Origin of the sequence: Stenotrophomonas sp. MYb57 (assembly GCF_002966815.1) — a bacterium.
GTDB lineage: Bacteria > Pseudomonadota > Gammaproteobacteria > Xanthomonadales > Xanthomonadaceae > Stenotrophomonas > Stenotrophomonas indicatrix.
In genome coordinates this window covers 2,739,698-2,756,025 of the sequence record NZ_CP023271.1, presented here as the reverse complement: position 1 = coordinate 2,756,025, position 16,328 = coordinate 2,739,698, and the positions used below count along the sequence as shown (strand labels likewise).

Genomic DNA, 16,328 nt, shown 5'->3' with positions numbered 1-16,328 from the left:
GGTTGCCATGCTCAGAAGCGGTAGCGGCCCTGCACGTAGAACGTGCGCGGCGCGGCCACCATGCGCCCGGCGTTGCCATCCACGTTGCGGGTGTACCAGCGCTTGTCGGCCAGGTTGTTCACGCCCACCGCGACCTCGCTGTCGGCCAGCCAGGGCAGCTGCCAGGCGGCCTGCGCGTTCCACAGGCGTACGCCGGGTACACGGCCTACGCGCGCGTCGGCGGCTTCTTCCCAGGTGTTGGCGGCATCGGAGAACTGGCCGCTCTGGTGGGTGCTGGACACGTTGAAGGTCCAGCCGGCCAGCGCATAACGGGCGCCGACGCTGTCGGTATCGCGCGCGTAGAACGGCACATCGAGGCCGCGGTTGTCGCCGGACTGCTGGATGGCCTTGGTCCAGGTGTAGTTCGCGTACAGTTCCAGCCCGGCCAGCGCGCTGCTTTCGGCAAAGCGGTACTCGATCGCGCTTTCCACGCCCTTGTGGTCGGTGGCGCCGATGTTCTGGAAGGTGGGCGGGGTGATGCCCGGCACCTGCAGGATCTGGTTGTCGAAGCGCATCTTGAACACGGTCACTTCCGCACGCAGCCCGCCATCCTGCCAACGCGCGCCCAGCTCGGTGGTCCTGGCGATTTCCGGGTTCAGCGGATTGGTCGCGCTCTGCGAGTTCAACTGGATGTTCTGCACCGGCCCGAACGAGGTGGTGTAGTTGCCGAACACGGTCAGCTGCGGGGTCAACAGGTAGGCGACGTTGAGCGAGGGCAGGGCCTTGTCGTTGCGGCTGCTGAAGGTCGCGCCGCCGCCGGCCTGGCGGCGGTCCATGTCGATCCACTCCATGCGCACGCCGGGCGTGATCCGCCACTGACCGATGGCGATGCGGTCATCAACGTAGAACGAGTGCGCATCTGTGGCGTTGTCGAAGCGGGTGGTCGCGCCGGTCGCACCGGTACGGCGGGTAACGGTGTAGCTGCGGTCGTTGCCGCGCTCGCGCAGGAAGCGGTAGCCGGCGGTGATGTCGTGCACGCTGCTGCCCCAGTGCAGGCGCTGGGTGTAGCGTGGCTCGATGCCGAGCACACGGTAGTCGCGCGGCTGCACCGTGATCTGTGTGTTGGCCGCGTTGATCAGCGAACTGACCCGGTTGCTTTCGTTGTAATACGCCAGCACCTCGAACTCGCTGTTCTCCGACAGCGTGTTGGTGTAGCCCAGGTCGATGCCGGTGCGATGGCCCTTCCAGAAGTCGGACGGGCGGGTGTTCTGGAACGGATCGGCCTGGTACTGGGCGCGGGTCAGGCCGCCCGGAGTCAGAGAACGCACGTCGTAGTACGACAGCTTGGCACGCAGCTCCTGCTGTGCGTCGATGGCATAGGCGAACTTCAGCGCCAGGTCATCGAAGCGGTCATCGCTGCCCTGGCGCCAGCCGCGGCCGTCCTGCCCCGAATACAGCAGGGCCATGCCCAGGCCGTTGTCGGCGGTGCCGCCGAGGAACGCGTTGTACTGGGTGCTATCGCCGCCGCCGTGATCGTAGGCGCTGTAGCGCACGCCGGCCTCGCCGTGCAGGCCGGGCGCAGTCGGAATCGCGCGGGTGCTGAAGTTGATGATGCCGCCGACATTCTGCGGCCCGTAGCGCACCGCACCGCCGCCGCGTACCACGTCGATCGATTCGATGTTGGCCAAGCTGGCCGGGGCGAAGGAGAGTTGTGGCTGGCCGTACGGCGCAACCGCCAGTGGCACGCCGTCCAGCAGGACGGTCGAGCGCGGCGAGTAGCGGCCGGTCAGGCCGCGCACGCCGATGTTGAGCGAGACCGAGCTGCCAGCGGTGCCGGAGTTGTCGGTGACCTGCACGCCGGGAATGCGGCGCATGGCATCGCCCAGGCTGGCGGCGCCGCTGGCCTCGATGCGCTGGCGATCGACCACGGTACGCGCGCCAGCGAAGCTCTTGACGCTGTCGTGCAGGCCGGTGCCCAACCAACTGCCCGACACCTGGATGCTGTCGAGCGTGGTGGCGCTGTCCTGCGCGAGCGCGCTGGCGGCCGGAAACACGCACAGGGCGAGGGCGGCAGCCAGGGGCAGGCGGGCCGGTTGCGGGGCAGGGATAGGCATCGGTGCGGGGCGTGGAAGGTCGTAAATGAGAATTATTGCTGATTCCATTCGCCATTGGAATCGGTCCTCCGTTCAGCGCTTTGGCCCGGTGGTAAAGTGGCCGATTGCCTCCTGACCCGCTGAGAACTGCCATGTCCACTGCTGCTTTCTACCCCGTCGGTACCCCTGGCCAGCCGTGGGGCGTTGCGGAAAGGGAGCAGTGGCGTGCGCGCCAGCAGCGCCTGCGCCGTTACGACGAGGAGGTGCTGCCGCGCATCGATGCACTGGCCGGGCATTTCGACAAGGTGGCCTACGGCCAGCTCGACTATGCAGGCGAGACCTACACGCTGTTCGCCCTGCGCAGCCGCGACTGGAACCCGGCGTTGCCGGCCGCGCTGGTGACCGGCGGCGTGCATGGCTACGAGACCAGTGGCGTAATGGGCGCGCTGGAGTTCCTCGAAAAACATGCCGCCCACTACGCCGGCAAGGCCAACCTGCTGGTCGCGCCGTGCGTGAATCCGTGGGGCTTCGAGCGCATCAACCGTTGGAACTTCGATGCGATCGACCCGAACCGCAATTTCCGCGCGGACGGCCCGGCCCGCGAATCGACGGCGCTGATAGAACTGATCGCACCGTTGAAGGGCCAGTTCGTGCTGCACATCGACCTGCACGAAACCACCGACAGCGACGAGAGCGAGTTCCGTCCCGCACTCGCCGCGCGCGATGGCAAGCCGTTCGAACCGGGCCTGATTCCCGATGGCTTCTACCTGGTGGACGACAGCGGGAATCCGCAGCCGGCCTTCCAGCAGGCCGTGGTCGCCGAAGTGGAGAAGGTGACCCATATCGCACCGGCTGACGACAAGGGCGAGATCATCGGTTCGCCAGTGGTCGCGCATGGTGTGATCGAGTACGCGCTGGTGCCGCTGGGCCTGTGCGCCGGCATCACCGGGGCGAAGTACACCACCACCACCGAGGTCTATCCGGACAGCCCGCGCGCGACGCCGCAGCAGTGCAACGACGCGCAGGTGGCGGCGGTGTGCTCGGCGCTCGATTACGCGCTCGCCCATCGTTGATCGGTAGCGCCGGCCGCTGGCCGGCAACCACGGGGCAAGGGGATGCCGGCCAGCGGCCGGCACTAGCTCACCCCAACGCCTCGGCCCACCACAACGCTGCCGGCCCCGGCGGCGTATCGCGGCGCCACACCAAGTCGCTGTGGATGCGCCTCGGCCAGCCCGGCACGCGCAGTTCCAGCAGGCGGCCCCGGTCGTAGCGCTGCACCAGCGCACGCGGCAGTTCGGCCCAGCCGATGCCGTCCTCGGCCATCTCCATCACCATCAGGTAGTCCGACGCGGTCCATGCCGGCCCGCTGATCGGCGGTGCGTGGTCGACCTGCGCACTCAGCCGCACCTGCCGATGCCGGGCCAGTTGCGCCGCCGCACGCACGCCGGCCTGCGCCAGCGGATGGTCGCTGGCCACGTACACCGCCAGTTCGCTGTGGTGGGCCAGGGGCTGGGCCACCAGCGCATCGGGGTACTGCGCCTGGCGCGGCAGCAGGCCCAGCCCGGCTCGGCCAGCATCCACCAGTTCCAGCACGTCGCGCCCCTCGGCATCCAGCCATTCCAGCTCGATCTCGGGAAATGCCTCGGCAAACCGCTGCAGCACACGTTGCGCCGGATCGAGCTGGTAGACATCGGAGAACACCACGGTCAGGCGTGGCTCCACGGGTGCGGCCAGGCGCACGCTGAGTTGCTGCAGGCGCGCGTCGGCGGCAAGGATTTCCTGCGCGTGGCCCAGCACCTGCCGGCCGGCGTCGGTCAACTGCGGATAGCGGCCGCTGCGGTCGAACAGAACCATGCCCAGGTCCGCTTCCAGATGGGCAATGGCAGTGCTGACCGTGGACTGGGTCTTGCGCAGCCGGCGGGCGGCCGCCGAGAACGAGCCCAGCGCGGCGGCCTCGACGAAGGCCTGCAGGGATTCGGGAGAATAGGGCATTGATCCATCGCTCCTGTCGATGGAATCCATTTTGATACCACCGTAAAAGACGATGATACTGACCGCCGTCGCCCCTGTCTGCGGGGGCGTTCCGGATCATCCACGCACGGCGTGGATCTACTGATGACGTGGCGCGGTCCCCGTCGCGCAAGGAGCTTCACATGTCCTGTACTGTTCCCGCCCGTGGCGCCTTCGTCGCCTGGGCCTGCCTGACCGTGGCGATCGTCGCCGAAGTGGTCGGCACGTCCTTCATGGCCCATGCCGCCCGCGATGGCGGCTGGACCGGCTATGTGGTGATGGCCGCCGCGCTGGCGCTTTCCTATTACTTCCTGGCGCTGTCGGTGCGCCGCATCGCCGTCGGCGTGGCCTATGCGGTGTGGGAAGGCCTCGGCCTGACCCTGCTGACCGTGGTCGGCATCAGCGTGTTCGGTGAGAGCCTGTCGCTGCAGCAGCTGGCCGGTCTGGTGCTGGCGGTGGTCGGCATCGTCTGTGTCACCCTCGGGGAGGCGCACTGATGAACTTGATGGCCTTGTTTTTCGTGATCTGCTCGGCGCTGATCGATGTGGCCGCCAACATGATGGTGGCCAGGTCCGATGGCTTCCGTCGCTGGCGCTGGGGTGTCGGCGCCATCGTGCTGGTCTGGATCGCCTTCGCCCTGCTGGGCCAGGCCGTGCGCTACATGGACCTGGCGACCGCCTATGCGATGTGGGGCGCGATCGGCGTGATCGGCACGGCCACGTGTGGTCGCCTGTTGTTCGGCAACCGCTTGCGCCCGATTGGTTGGATCGGCATCGGCCTGGTCACTGCGGCCGTGCTGCTGCTCAGTACCGCGAAGTAATGCGTCGCTGTGCCAACCAAGGTTGGCACCTACCAGAGCCTGAGCCGCCGCAAGCCAACGCCCCGGGGAACAGATGTCCCCGGGGCCGTCATGCATCAGAAACGTGCAGTGAAACTCAGCCGGGTGGTCCGGCCCGGGCCGGGCATCAGGCTCATCGCCAGCGTGTCCATGTAGTAGGTGTTGCGCAGGTTGTTGACCACCAGTTCCACTTCCGTGCGCGGGGTGAGCTGCCAGCGCGCATAGAAGTCGTAGATCGCGGTCGGCAGATAGATGTTCTGCAGGCCGGTCGAGCCGGTGGTGTTCCACGGCTTGTCCAGCTCGTGGGTGGGGCCGCTGTTGTACGTGCGGCGGATGCCGGTATCCAGTCGCCGGTCGAAAAGGCGTAACCCGAGCGTGCTGTGGATCGAGTACTTCGGCGGGTTCTGCGCATTGACGAAGGACGTACCGAAGCCGCCGTCCACGCAGTCCGGCGTGGTGTCCAGCTTGCTCCACTTCGCATAGGGATCTTCGCGCAGGCGCTTGGCCGTGGCTGCATCACAGGTGCGTGCGCGCTGGTAGTAGCTGGCCGACAGGTCCAGGTAGGCAATGCCGGCGTCATAGCCGGACTGCAGCTCGTAGCCGGAGATCGTGTAGTTGTCGACGTTGTCGACATAGAACGCCCAGTTGCTGGAATCGAAGCGGCGGGTGATCGCGTTGTCGATATCGTTCTTGAACCAGGCCACCTTGAAGGCCAGGCGGTCACCGTCACGCCACAGGTCACGCTTGAGCAGGCTGAAGCCGATGTCCCAGGAACGGTTCTTCTCCGGCTTCAGGCCGTTGATCGGTGCCGACGTGCTGTTGCCCAGGGTTGATTCGAACAGGCTGGGCATCTTCCAGCCCTGTGCGTACTTCACGTAGAAGAACGCGTCTGCATCGAGATTGAAGCGGGCTTCGGCGTAGGGCGCAAAGCCATGGCCGGAACGACGGATCGCCGGCTGGTAACCCCAGGCGGTGGGAATCTTCTTGGTGTAGAAGCCGTTGGCACCGCGCGGATCGCGCTGGAAGCCGTCGAAGTCGTAGGTCTGCCCCAGGGTGCTGTCACCGTACGGTGTGGCACGCAGCGACTCGAGGGTATAGGCGCCCTGTGCATCCGGGTACCACTCCTTGTACCAGCCCGGCAGCAGTTGCCCGTCCTTGCTCAGCCTGGCGAACGTGTAGCGCAGGTCGCGCGACTGGCTGACGTAGGCCACGCGGTTGCGGTCCTGCGTGCGGTAATCGGTGAAGCGCCCGCCTGCGGTCAACGACAGCCAGTCCCACGGCTGCCATTGCAGCGAGGCGACGGCGCTGGCCTCGCGCCGTGTGCCCGAGCGAAGGTAGCGGTTGTTGTTGACGTCCACCGGCAGCACCGGCGAGTTCGGTGCGGTGTCTTCATGCTGCAAGGCGGCGCCATAGCGCAGCGTCCATTCGCCCAGGCCGTTGCTGAAGCGGGTGGTGTTGCTGCTGTCCACGCCCCAGCGCTGGGTCTTCACGTCCGATTGCAGGCCAGGGCCATAGGTCTCGCCCAGTGTGTCGGGCATGCTGTCGCCGGGGTAGTCCTTGAACAGCGGCGTGTTGGCGACGTTGCTGTTGAACATGCGGCTGGTGGCGGTGGTGAACCACAGCGTGCTGCTCAGGTCCAGCCACGGATGCGCCTCTGGCCGGTAGCGGTGGCGCAGTGAGGTGGCGTTGATGCGCATGCGCCCGGGTTCGAACTGGAACATGGTGTTGGCCTTGTCCACGTAGGTCACCCATTCGTTGGACTCGCCGACGCGGCCGATGGCCGAGGGCATGATTTCACCGAAGCGGGAATCGAAGAAACGGTGGCTTAGTTCCAGCCGCTGGTCGGGGTTGGGCGTCCAGACGAATTTGAGCAATACCGATTCGTTGTCGGTGTGGGTGTTCAGCACTTCATCGCCGGGGTGGTAGATCGATGACACCGGCTGGCTGGTCATGCCGGTGCCGCCGCTGGAGAGGTGCTGGTCGTCGTAGCGTTCTGCACCGTTGCGGCCAGCGAAGTAATTGCCCTGGCGTCGCCGCGCATAGGCAGCCACGAACTGCCAGTCCTCGCCACGCTGGGCGAAGGCTACGCTGCCGTTCCAGTCGCGCGGATCGCGCAGGCTGTTGCGGTTGTCGTTGCCGCGCGCGACCTGCTTGAACACGTGGGTGCGGTCGACGCTGTTGTCGGCCACGCCGGCCCGCACGCGCAGGCCCCAGGGCTGGTCCTCGTCCAGGATGTCGTCGGCCGTGAGGGATTCCATGTACACCACGCCGCCGATGGCACTGGCCGCGTTCGCCGCCAGGCTCGGGCCCTTCTCGATGCTGACGGCACTCACCAGGTCCGGGTCCAGGTAGCTGCGCTGCTGCACGCCGGCATAGCCACGATAGACATCGATGGCCTGCTGGCCACCATCGATGATCACCGGTACCCGGTTCTGGCCCTGCAGGCCGCGGATGTTGACGTCCAGCGCGCCGCCATTGCGAACATCGCCGGTATGCACACCGACCGCGCCGGCCAGGACATCGCCGATCGACTGGCCGCGGAAACGCTCCAGCTGCTGTCGATCCAGATGCACGCGTGAGCCGCTGTCACGGTAGACAGCATCGGCATCGGCCAGGCCCCACGGTGAAGCGCCTTCGCTGGCCTCACCGCCAACACGCAGGGTGCCTATCTGGCGCGCGCCGTCGTTGTCGCGTGCAGGCGCGTGGCGCAGCACGACACCATCGGCATCGCGCTGGAAGGTCAGCCCGGTGCCGGCCAGGAGCTGCGACAGTGCAGCGTCCACCGATTCCGATCCCTGCACGCCGGGACTGCGCAGGCCACGGGTCAGGCGCGCATCAACGGCCACGTTGAGTCCAGACTGCTGGCCGAAGGCGGTGAGGGCCTGATCGAGCGGACCGGCAGCGATACGCCACTGATTGGCTGTTGAGGCGGCGTTCTGTGCATGCGCACTGGCTGGCAGGACGGCAGGCAGGGTAATGGCAAGGCACAGTGCCAGTGTGAGTGGGCGAGGGGAGGGAAGGGGGCGGGGGGGCGTCATGGGGCGGTGTTCCGCAATGGGTTCTCCTGTACTGCCCGGCGAGCGGCAGAAAAGGGAACCGCGCGATCAGGCCGGGCGCAGCACGGTCCACCAGGGCCACCGTTGCTCGATGCGGATCGGCAGGGCGCGCGCCAGCAACGGCAGTGCCTGTTGGCTGTCCAGTCGCGGCAGCACCGCGGTCACCTTCAGCGCCGCCACACGCGGATCACAGCCCAGGTAACCGCGGTGATGACGTGCCAGTTCATCGACCACCCGTAGCAATGGCGTGTCGGCAACCTGCAGACGGCCGTCGGTCCAATCACCGCGCAACGGATCGACAGCCACCGGTTGCAGTGCACCCAGCGCGCCAATGCGCGCACCGCTGCCGGCAACCACGTCCAGCGTCGTGCCCAGCAAGGGCAGGCAACGGACAGCACCTTCGAACACATCCAGCCGACTGTCCTGTCCGCAGCGGCCGACCGCAAAGCGCGTACCCATCGGCTGCAGTCGGGCGCCTGCGGTGTGAACGGTCAATGGTAGATGGGCGTAGGCCGGTACATGCCCGGTCTGCAGCAGCAGCTCGCCCTGCAGCAGGTACAGCGCGCGACGGCCTTCGGCGAAATCGACAACGACTTCGCTGTCGGCGTTGAGCCACAGCTGGCTGCCATCGCGCAGGGTCCACGCGCCGGTATGTCCTGCCGCGGTGCGCAGCGGGAGTCGTTGCCGCTGCGATTGCAGGCCCTGTAGACCGAGCAGCGAGACTGCTCCCAGCCCCAGCACGCCGCCGATGCCGCGCAGGGCGCGACGACGACGACGGCCCGCTGCATCCAGGGCCTGCGCGGCAGCATGCGGTGCAAGCGGAGCAAACGAGCTCCAGATGGATTCGACCCGCTGCCACGCACGGGCGTGTTCGGCATGCTCGCGCAGCCATGCTTCCCAGCGGCACTGATCGTCGCCACTCCAGGCGCCCTGCTGGCGCAATGCGAACCACTCGGCGGCCTGTTCAAGCGCCGGTGAGGCGATGCCGTGGCTCATGCCGGGAGGTCGCCGCTGAGCTGCAGGCAATGCAGCATGGCCTGCGCCATGTACTTCTTGACCATCCTTTCGGAAACGCCCAGGTGCTGGCCGATCTGCGCATAGCCCATGCCGGAGAGGCGTGCCATGAGGAACGCGCGCCGCGGCCGCTCGGCCAAGCCCTGCAACATGTCGGCGATGGCATGCAGCAGCTGCAGCGCCTGGGTGTGTTCTTCGGCGGAGGGATGCACCGGCTCCGGTTGTGCCGCCAGCGCCGCCAGGTAGGCCCGTTCCAGATCGGCACGCTGCCAGTGGTTGACCAGCAGCGCGTGGGCGATGGTGGCCAGGTAGGCGCGTGGCAGGCGCAATTCGGCAGGGTCCACCTGGCGGCTGAGCAGGCGTACGAAGGTGTCCTGGGTCAGGTCGGCAGCACACTCGGCGTTGTGGGTGCGCTGCCGCAGCCAGCCCAGGAGCCAGCCGTGGTGTTCGCGGTAGAACCCCGCCAGCGCGGAGCTGGAGGTGGCGGGCACGGACATCTGGGTCGGCCATAAATGAGAATGATTCCCATTATAGTCGTGTGAAGGCGCCCGCTACAAACCTGCTGTGGAGGGTGCGCCGTTGCCGTCGTCGATGCGGTGGCCGACACTTGGGCTTTCCCGCAACGGAGTGCCCGCATGTTCAGTCACGTCACCGTCGGAACCAACGACATGGCGGCTTCCCGCCGCTTCTACGATGCCTTGTTCACTGCCATCGGCGGTCGCGCAGGCGTGTTCGATGACGAGGGCAAGCTGGTCTATATCAAGGACGGACGGATGTTCATGGTCATCCCGCCCATCGATGGCGAGGCGGCGTGCCATGCCAACGGCGGCACCATCGGCTTTGCGCTGGCAGACCCGCAGGCGGTGCATGCCTGGCAGGAAGCGGGGGTCGCCCACGGCGGTACCGCGGTGGAAGACCCGGCCGGCGTGCGGCACAAGGCCGGGCGCCAGTTGTACCTGGCCTACCTGCGTGATCCCGACGGCAACAAGCTGTGCGCCGTGCATGTGATGGGGTGAATCGTCGGTGCCGGGCGCGGCGTGTCGTAATCGGACCAAAGTGACAACGCCGCCCGACACGCACGCCGGTCTGCAGGCGCGCGCGTAGCACGGAAATTCAGCCGATCGTGCCTGCGCGATGCCACGACTTCATCCTGTGTCCACTGCGATTCAGCCAGAATCGGTCGGCTTACTCTTTGATCGATCCGGAGATGGCTGCCCATGGAAGCACTGGAGCCTCAACATCAGCCGGTGCGAACCCTGCGGCCCGTCTTCGCCTTCGCGGCGATCGTTGTCGTTGCCTTCGCACTGTTCGTCAGCCTGTATCCGATCGGCGCCGGTCGCCTGCTGGTCAAGGCGCAGGACTGGGCCGCGCTCAATGTCGGCTGGTATTACCTGCTGGCGATGACCCTGTACCTGGTGTTCGTGGTCGGCGTGGCGCTGTCCAAGTACGGCGGCATCAAGCTCGGTGCCGACCATGACGAACCGGAGTTCAGCTACCTCTCCTGGGCCGGCATGCTGTTCGCAGCAGGCATCAGCATCACCCTGTTCTTCTTCTGCGTTTCCGAGCCGCTGACCCACTACCTGCAGCCGCCGCAGGGTGATCCGGCCGCGGGCGAGGCCGGTGCGCGCCAGGCCATGCAGCTGCTGTTCCTGCACTGGGGCCTGCATGGCTGGGGCGTGTTCGCGCTGGCGGCGATGGCGATGGCCTATTTCGCCTACCGGCACAACCTGCCTTTGGCATTGCGCTCGGCGCTGTATCCGCTGATCGGCAAGCGCATCAACGGCCCCATCGGCTATACCGTCGACGCCCTGGGCATCGTCGCCACCGTGTTCGGCATCGGCGCGGACATGGGCTTCGGCGTGCTGCATCTCAACGCTGGGCTGTCGCACCTGTTCAACGTGCCGCACTCGAACATGGTGCAGATCCTGCTGGTGGTGGCGATGATGGGCGCGGCGGTCGCAGTGGCCGTGTCCGGCGTGGAGAAGGGCGTGCGCTGGATGGCCAACATCAACATGCTGCTGGCGATTGCGCTGGTGCTGTTCATGCTGTGCGCCGGTCCCACCCAGTACCTGCTCAGCACGCTGATGCAGAACCTGGGCGACTACCTGGGCAGCGTGGTGGGCAAGAGTTTCGACGTATACGCCTATGGCGGCCGGCCGGAATGGCTGGGCGGCTGGACGGTGTTCTACTGGGCCTGGTGGATCGGCTGGGCGCCGTTCGTCGGCCTGTTCATCGCGCGCATCTCGCGCGGCCGCACCATCCGCGAGTTCGTGTTCGGCGTATTGCTGATCCCGCTCGGTTTCACCCTGGCGTGGCTGTCGATCTTCGGCAACAGCGCGCTGGACCAGGTGCTGCACCATGGCCAGCAGCAGTTGGCGCAGCTGGCGGTGGATGACCCACCGACGGTGCTGTATGCGTTGCTGGATGGCTACCCGTGGAGCAAGGCGGTGATCGGGGTGACCGTGCTGGTCAGTTTCATCTTCTTCGTGACGTCGGCCGATTCCGGGGCGGTGGTGCTGTCTACGCTGTCCTCGCATGGCGGTGCGCCGGAGGACGATGGCCCGCGCTGGCTGCGCGTGTTCTGGGGCACGGTGATCGCGGTGCTGACCGCCGGCCTGCTGCTGGCCGGCAGCATCGATGCCCTGAAATCTGCGGTGGTGCTGGCCTCGTTGCCGTTCTCGGCGGTGCTGCTGTTGATGATGTGGGGCCTGACCCGCGCCTTCAGTGACGAGTCGCACCGCAAGCGCGCGCAGCAGTTCAGGCCATCGCCGCTGATCGGTGATGACCGCCACCACCAGGGCTGGCGCCAGCGCCTGACCCAGGCCATGCACTTCCCGGTACGCGACCAGGTGTACCGCTTCATGGATGACACGGTGAAGCCGGCGATGGAGGCGGTGGCCGAGCAGCTGCGCGAGCAGGGCTGGGACGTGCAGACGCGGTTCGAAGCGGGCGACATGGAGCTGTCGGTCAACCACGGCGAGCAGCAGGACTTCCAGTACCGGGTGATCCTCAGTGGCTACCTGACCCCGTCCTTCGCCGCGCAGCAGCTGCGCAACCAGCGCTACTACCGCGCCGAAGTGCATCTGTACGAGGGTAGCCAGGACTATGACCTGGTCGGCTACAGCCGCAAGCAGATCATCAACGACATCATCAGCCAGTACGAACGGCACCTGCAGTTCCTGCACCTGAGCCGTTGATGCAGCCACGCCGAGCATGGCCCTTGCCTTTGGAGGGTGCGGACCTTTGGTCCGCACCCTCCTGTTCAATCAGAACCGGTAGCGCGCGCCCAGCGAAACGAACTGCCCGCGCAGGTTGTACTGGCTGATGTCGAAGCCGTTGGAACCGCCGGCCGGATCGAACGGCGGGTCCTTGTCGGTCAGGTTCAGCACCGACAGCGACAGCGTGGTCTTCGGAATGCCTTCATAGGCCACGTACAGGTCCAGCTGGTGGTACGGCTTGACCCGATCGCGCAGGCCCGGATTGCTGGTGGCCGTGGCTACGCGCTGGTCATAGCCGCTCACGTACTGCAGGCTCAGCGTGCTGCTCCAGTCGCCCACCGCCCAGTTCAACGAAGTGGTGCCGCGGGTGCGTGGCAGCGCGCCATGGCGGTTGTTGCCGGCGCCGTCATAGGGCGCCTGGCCGGCCACCAGCGGCTGCTTGAAGCTGAGCAGGTGGGTCCAGCTGCCGGCCACGGTGAAGTTGCCCCAGCCGTCGGTGCGGAAGGTACGGTTGGCTTCCAGGTCGATGCCCGAGGTGGTCAGCTCGCCCTGGTTGGCGTACTGGTTGGTGATGATCTGGATGCGGCCCTGCGCATCGCGCTGCACGCGACCGGGGAACAGGCCCGGGTTGTCGACGATGAACTGCGCGCTGTCCGGCTTGACCAGGTTGTCCTGTTCGATGCGGTACCAGTCCAGGCCGATGCTGGAATCGGCATCGGGTGACCACACGGCGCCGACGTTGAGGTTGCGCGAGCGCTCGGCCTTCAGGTCCGGATTGCCGGTGCGCAGGTTGGTCACGCCGCGGCTGCCGCCGGGCTGCAGCGGATCGAACGGGTCGACCACCGAGCCGTAGCTGATGGTCTGCCCCGGTGCGATCTCCGGCAGCGACGGTGCACGGAAACCACGCGAGAACGAGCCACGCAGCAGCAGGCTGTCCAGCGGTTGCCAGCGCAGCGCGAACTTCGGCGAGAATGCCTTGCCGAAGTCATCGTAGTGGTCACCGCGGCCCGCCACCTGCAGCTCCAGGGTGCGATGCAGCGGCACGCTGAACTCGGCATAGGCGGCACTGACCTGGCGCTCGCCGTCGACGATGTTGATCGCCGGGCGCAGTTCGGTACCGGACAGCACCTGCGCGCTGGTGCGCGCGTCCAGCGATTCCTTGCGGAATTCCGCGCCCCAGGCGAAGCCGATCGCACCCGCCGGCAGTTCCCACAACGAGGTCGATGCCTTGACGTTGAGCGAGTGCAGCTTGTACCAGCCCGGGCGCTTGGTCTGCAGGCGCAGATCGTCCAGTGCGCCCGGCGTGCTGGACGGATCGAGGAAGTTGTAGCTGCCGTCGCGCAGGATCTGCTGGAAGGCGTAGCGGTCAACGAAGTTGTCCACGTACTCGCGCTGCGCACTCTGCGAAGTCAGTGCGGCCACTTCCCAGTCCCAGCGTTCACCGGTGCCACGCACGCCGGCCAGGGCGCGGTAGAACACCTGGGTATTGTCCTTCAGGCGCGGGCCGAGATCGAAGAAGGTGTACTCGAACGGCAGTGGCGTGCTGCCCGGATTGTTCGGATGGCCGACCGGCAGGACAGCGGCGATATCGGTCAGCGTACCGGTGGCGGGATTGTAGGCACGCAGGCCCGGGCCGACCGTCAGCGGGGCGCTGAAGATCTGGTCGGCCTTGTTGTGGCTGTACAGCACGTCGGCGAAGGCTTCGACGCTGTCACTGAAGCGATAGGTCGCGCTCAACGATGCCTGCAGGCGCTCGGCGCCGGGCTGCAGGGTCTTGAACGGCTGCGCGTTGAAGGCGCAGGCCTGGCCGGGCAGGGTACTGCCGAAGTCGCTGTAGGGACGTAGTTCGCTGCCCTCGGGGCAGGGCGAGAACGGCTGCGGTGCGCGCGGATTGGACAGCCAGTTGCCACCGGCGGTGGACCAGCCGGCCAGGCGGCCACCGGGCTTGTCGCGGAAATCGCCGTCGCGGGTGTACGCGCGCTGGTCGGCGTCGAGGCGGTCGCGCTTGAGCAGGTCCAGCCCGAACAGCACGTTCCAGCCTTGCTGCTCGAGGTCACCGAAGCCGGCCAGCAGGTTGGCCTTGCGCTCGTTCAGGCCGCCCTGGGTGGCGGTGCCGAAACCACCGCCGACTTCCACGCCCTGGAAGTCACGACGCAGGATGATGTTGATGACGCCGGCGATGGCGTCCGAGCCGTACACCGCCGAGGCGCCATCCTTCAGCACTTCGATGCGCTCGACCGCGCTGATCGGCAGCGCATTGAGGTCGACGAAGGTGTCCTGGGTGTTGAGCGCGAAACCGAAGTTGGCCACGCGGTAGCCGTTGACCAGTACCAGCGTGTTCTTCGGTGACAGCCCGCGCAGGCCGATCGAGGCCGATCCCGCAGCGAAGCTGCCGGTGTACTGCTCGTCGAAACTGTTGCCGGCGTTGGCCGACAGGTTGCGCAGCACGTCGGTGAGGGTGGAGCGGCCGGTCTGCAGGATCTGCTCGCGGGTGACGATCTGCACCGGATTGGGGCCGGCGGTGTCGCTGCGCTTGATGTTCGAGCCGGTCACCAGCACGGTGCCGAGGGTGGTGCTGTCCTTGCCGGTGTCGGCGGTTTCAGCGGCGCTGGCGGTGCCAGCGACGAGAGCCAGCGCGACCGCGCTGGAAAGCAGGGTGGTGCGATACATGGAAGCGACTACGCCAAACGGTGGAGGAGCCGTCAGTACCGCACGCGGGTGAGTGCGCCTTCCAATGACGAAAGCGCATTCAGTTATACATCACAGGTTCTTAACGAAAGTCGGCGGCCTCGGTGGGGCAGACCATCCCGGTGGGTGCGGACCGTTGGTCCGCACGCTCCTGCAGGGTCAGAGCCCCTCCCTTTCGGAAAGGGATCCGACCCCGTGGGCATCACGCGCGCAGCAGCACCTTGCCATTGCGGCCCGAACCGGCGCCGGCTTTCGCCGCCTGGGCGATGTCGTCCAATGCGAAGATCTGCTCCACCGGCAGGGTCAGTTCACCCCCGGCCGCACGCTTCAGCAGTTCACCCACCAACCGCCGCTTGTCTTCCACCGCCATTGCCTGGCTGACCTTGCTGCCCCAGAAGCCCTTCACCGTGGCTTCCTTGTAGATCAGGCCGCCGGCGGGAATGCGCATCGGTTCGCCGCTCATCACACCGAAAGAGACCAGGGTGCCGTGGTGGCCGAGCAGGTCGACCAGGTCGCCGCTGGCATCGCCACCGATGGAGTCGACTGCAGCAGCGGCCTGCGCTTCGCCGGAGGCTTCGCGCACGCGGTCCTTCCAGCCGTCCACCGAGGTATCGAACACGTGATCGATGCCCAGTGCCTGCAGTTGCGCCACGGCCTCGGCATTGCGCACCAGGTTGGCCACGTGCACCCCGCGCGCCCTTGCGAGCATCGCCAGCGATTTGCCGACGGCACCGTTGGCGGTGTTCTGCACGATCCACTGGCCCTGCTCGACGTGCAGGAATTCCAGCAGCATCAACGCGCTCAGCGGCATGGCGATCAGCTGTGCGGCCATTTCATCGGCGATCGCGTCCGGCATCGGGATCACCATCCGCGCCGGTGCGATGAACGCCTCGGCCCATGTGCCGTGCACCGAGGCGGCGGCAACCCGCTGGCCAATCTGCAGGCCGTCGACGCCTTCGCCGAGCGCATCGACCACGCCCAGTGCTTCGCTGCCGCCGATCGCCGGCAGCGTCGGCTTGTAGCCATACAGGCCACGCACGGTCAGCAGATCGTGGTTGTGGATCGAGGCCAGCACGGTGCGGATGCGTACTTCGCCGGGACCGGGTTCGGGCAGGGGGGCATCGGCAACGGCGAGGACCTGGGCTGGATCGCCGAAGGAGGAGTACAGGGCAGCGCGCATGGGCGGTGTTCCAATGAAAGTTGACGTTGTACCGAACTGGGGATGCGCTCGGCGTCGACAAGGCCGCGCACGTGCAACACGGCATCCTGCGACCGATGGTCGCGTTGGCGCGCGATCACCGCATCTTGTGTTGACGGCTCGGAATATCCCCACTATGTTGTGGCTGTCACTCCCGGTCAGCCGCCGCCGCCGGACATGCAGCAAACGTCCCGCGGCCCGCCCCTGAAGGCTTGCCGTGTCGACGCGGCCGCC

General features: G+C 66.8%; 12 protein-coding genes. 5 read left to right on the top strand and 7 right to left on the bottom strand.

Annotated elements, in window-relative coordinates; translation table 11 throughout:
* Positions 1-11 precede the first annotated feature (11 nt).
* A complete protein-coding gene (locus CLM74_RS12640; RefSeq protein ID WP_105164238.1) occupies positions 12-2,093 on the bottom strand; it encodes a TonB-dependent siderophore receptor in 2,082 nt (693 codons plus the stop codon).
* Positions 2,094-2,224: 131 nt separating this feature from the next.
* On the opposite strand from CLM74_RS12640, the gene CLM74_RS12635 reads away from it, so the two are divergent.
* Entirely contained in the window at positions 2,225-3,145 is a 921-nt protein-coding gene (locus CLM74_RS12635; protein ID WP_025878557.1) for a M14 family metallocarboxypeptidase, read from the top strand.
* A gap of 67 nt (positions 3,146-3,212) precedes the next feature.
* Here the strand turns inward: CLM74_RS12635 and CLM74_RS12630 are convergent, their stop codons facing one another.
* On the bottom strand, positions 3,213-4,064 hold the full coding sequence (locus CLM74_RS12630) for a LysR family transcriptional regulator (protein WP_033831329.1): 852 nt from the start codon (positions 4,062-4,064) through the stop codon (positions 3,213-3,215).
* 161 nt (positions 4,065-4,225) lie between these two features.
* Between CLM74_RS12630 and CLM74_RS12625 the strand changes: the two genes are divergently transcribed.
* Both CLM74_RS12625 and CLM74_RS12620 read left to right on the top strand, forming a co-directional pair.
* Positions 4,226-4,579: an SMR family transporter gene (locus CLM74_RS12625; protein ID WP_099784469.1), complete on the top strand. Its 354-nt coding sequence runs from the start codon at positions 4,226-4,228 to the stop codon at positions 4,577-4,579.
* Positions 4,579-4,902, top strand: a complete 324-nt coding sequence (locus CLM74_RS12620) for a multidrug efflux SMR transporter (protein WP_105164237.1) — start codon at positions 4,579-4,581, stop codon at positions 4,900-4,902. Before CLM74_RS12625 ends, CLM74_RS12620 begins: the two co-directional genes overlap by 1 nt.
* A gap of 95 nt (positions 4,903-4,997) precedes the next feature.
* On the opposite strand, the gene CLM74_RS12615 is transcribed toward CLM74_RS12620, so the two are convergent.
* The 3 genes from CLM74_RS12615 to CLM74_RS12605 all read right to left on the bottom strand — a co-directional run bounded on the left by CLM74_RS12615 (position 4,998) and on the right by CLM74_RS12605 (position 9,487).
* Positions 4,998-7,958 (bottom strand): TonB-dependent receptor, encoded by a 2,961-nt coding sequence (locus CLM74_RS12615; protein ID WP_105164236.1) that lies wholly within the window; start codon positions 7,956-7,958, stop codon positions 4,998-5,000.
* Between the two features lie 66 nt (positions 7,959-8,024).
* Positions 8,025-8,972 carry a FecR domain-containing protein gene (locus tag CLM74_RS12610; protein ID WP_105164235.1) on the bottom strand — a complete coding sequence of 316 codons (948 nt, stop codon included), beginning with the start codon at positions 8,970-8,972 and terminating at the stop codon, positions 8,025-8,027.
* A complete protein-coding gene (locus CLM74_RS12605) occupies positions 8,969-9,487 on the bottom strand; it encodes a sigma-70 family RNA polymerase sigma factor (RefSeq protein ID WP_105164234.1) in 519 nt (172 codons plus the stop codon). Before CLM74_RS12605 ends, CLM74_RS12610 begins: the two co-directional genes overlap by 4 nt.
* Positions 9,488-9,625: 138 nt before the next feature.
* Here CLM74_RS12605 and CLM74_RS12600 point away from each other — a divergent pair, with 138 nt between their 5' ends.
* Both CLM74_RS12600 and betT read left to right on the top strand, forming a co-directional pair.
* On the top strand, positions 9,626-10,006 hold the full coding sequence (locus CLM74_RS12600) for a VOC family protein (RefSeq protein ID WP_025878561.1): 381 nt from the start codon (positions 9,626-9,628) through the stop codon (positions 10,004-10,006).
* A gap of 201 nt (positions 10,007-10,207) precedes the next feature.
* A complete protein-coding gene (gene betT, locus CLM74_RS12595; protein WP_025878562.1) occupies positions 10,208-12,187 on the top strand; it encodes a choline BCCT transporter BetT in 1,980 nt (659 codons plus the stop codon).
* Positions 12,188-12,256: 69 nt separating this feature from the next.
* Here the strand turns inward: betT and CLM74_RS12590 are convergent, their stop codons facing one another.
* Positions 12,257-14,878: a TonB-dependent receptor gene (locus tag CLM74_RS12590; RefSeq protein WP_105164233.1), complete on the bottom strand. Its 2,622-nt coding sequence runs from the start codon at positions 14,876-14,878 to the stop codon at positions 12,257-12,259.
* A 220-nt stretch (positions 14,879-15,098) separates the two neighbouring features.
* Entirely contained in the window at positions 15,099-16,076 is a 978-nt protein-coding gene (locus tag CLM74_RS12585) for a zinc-binding dehydrogenase (protein WP_105164232.1), read from the bottom strand.
* Between the last annotated feature and the right edge of the window lie 252 nt (positions 16,077-16,328).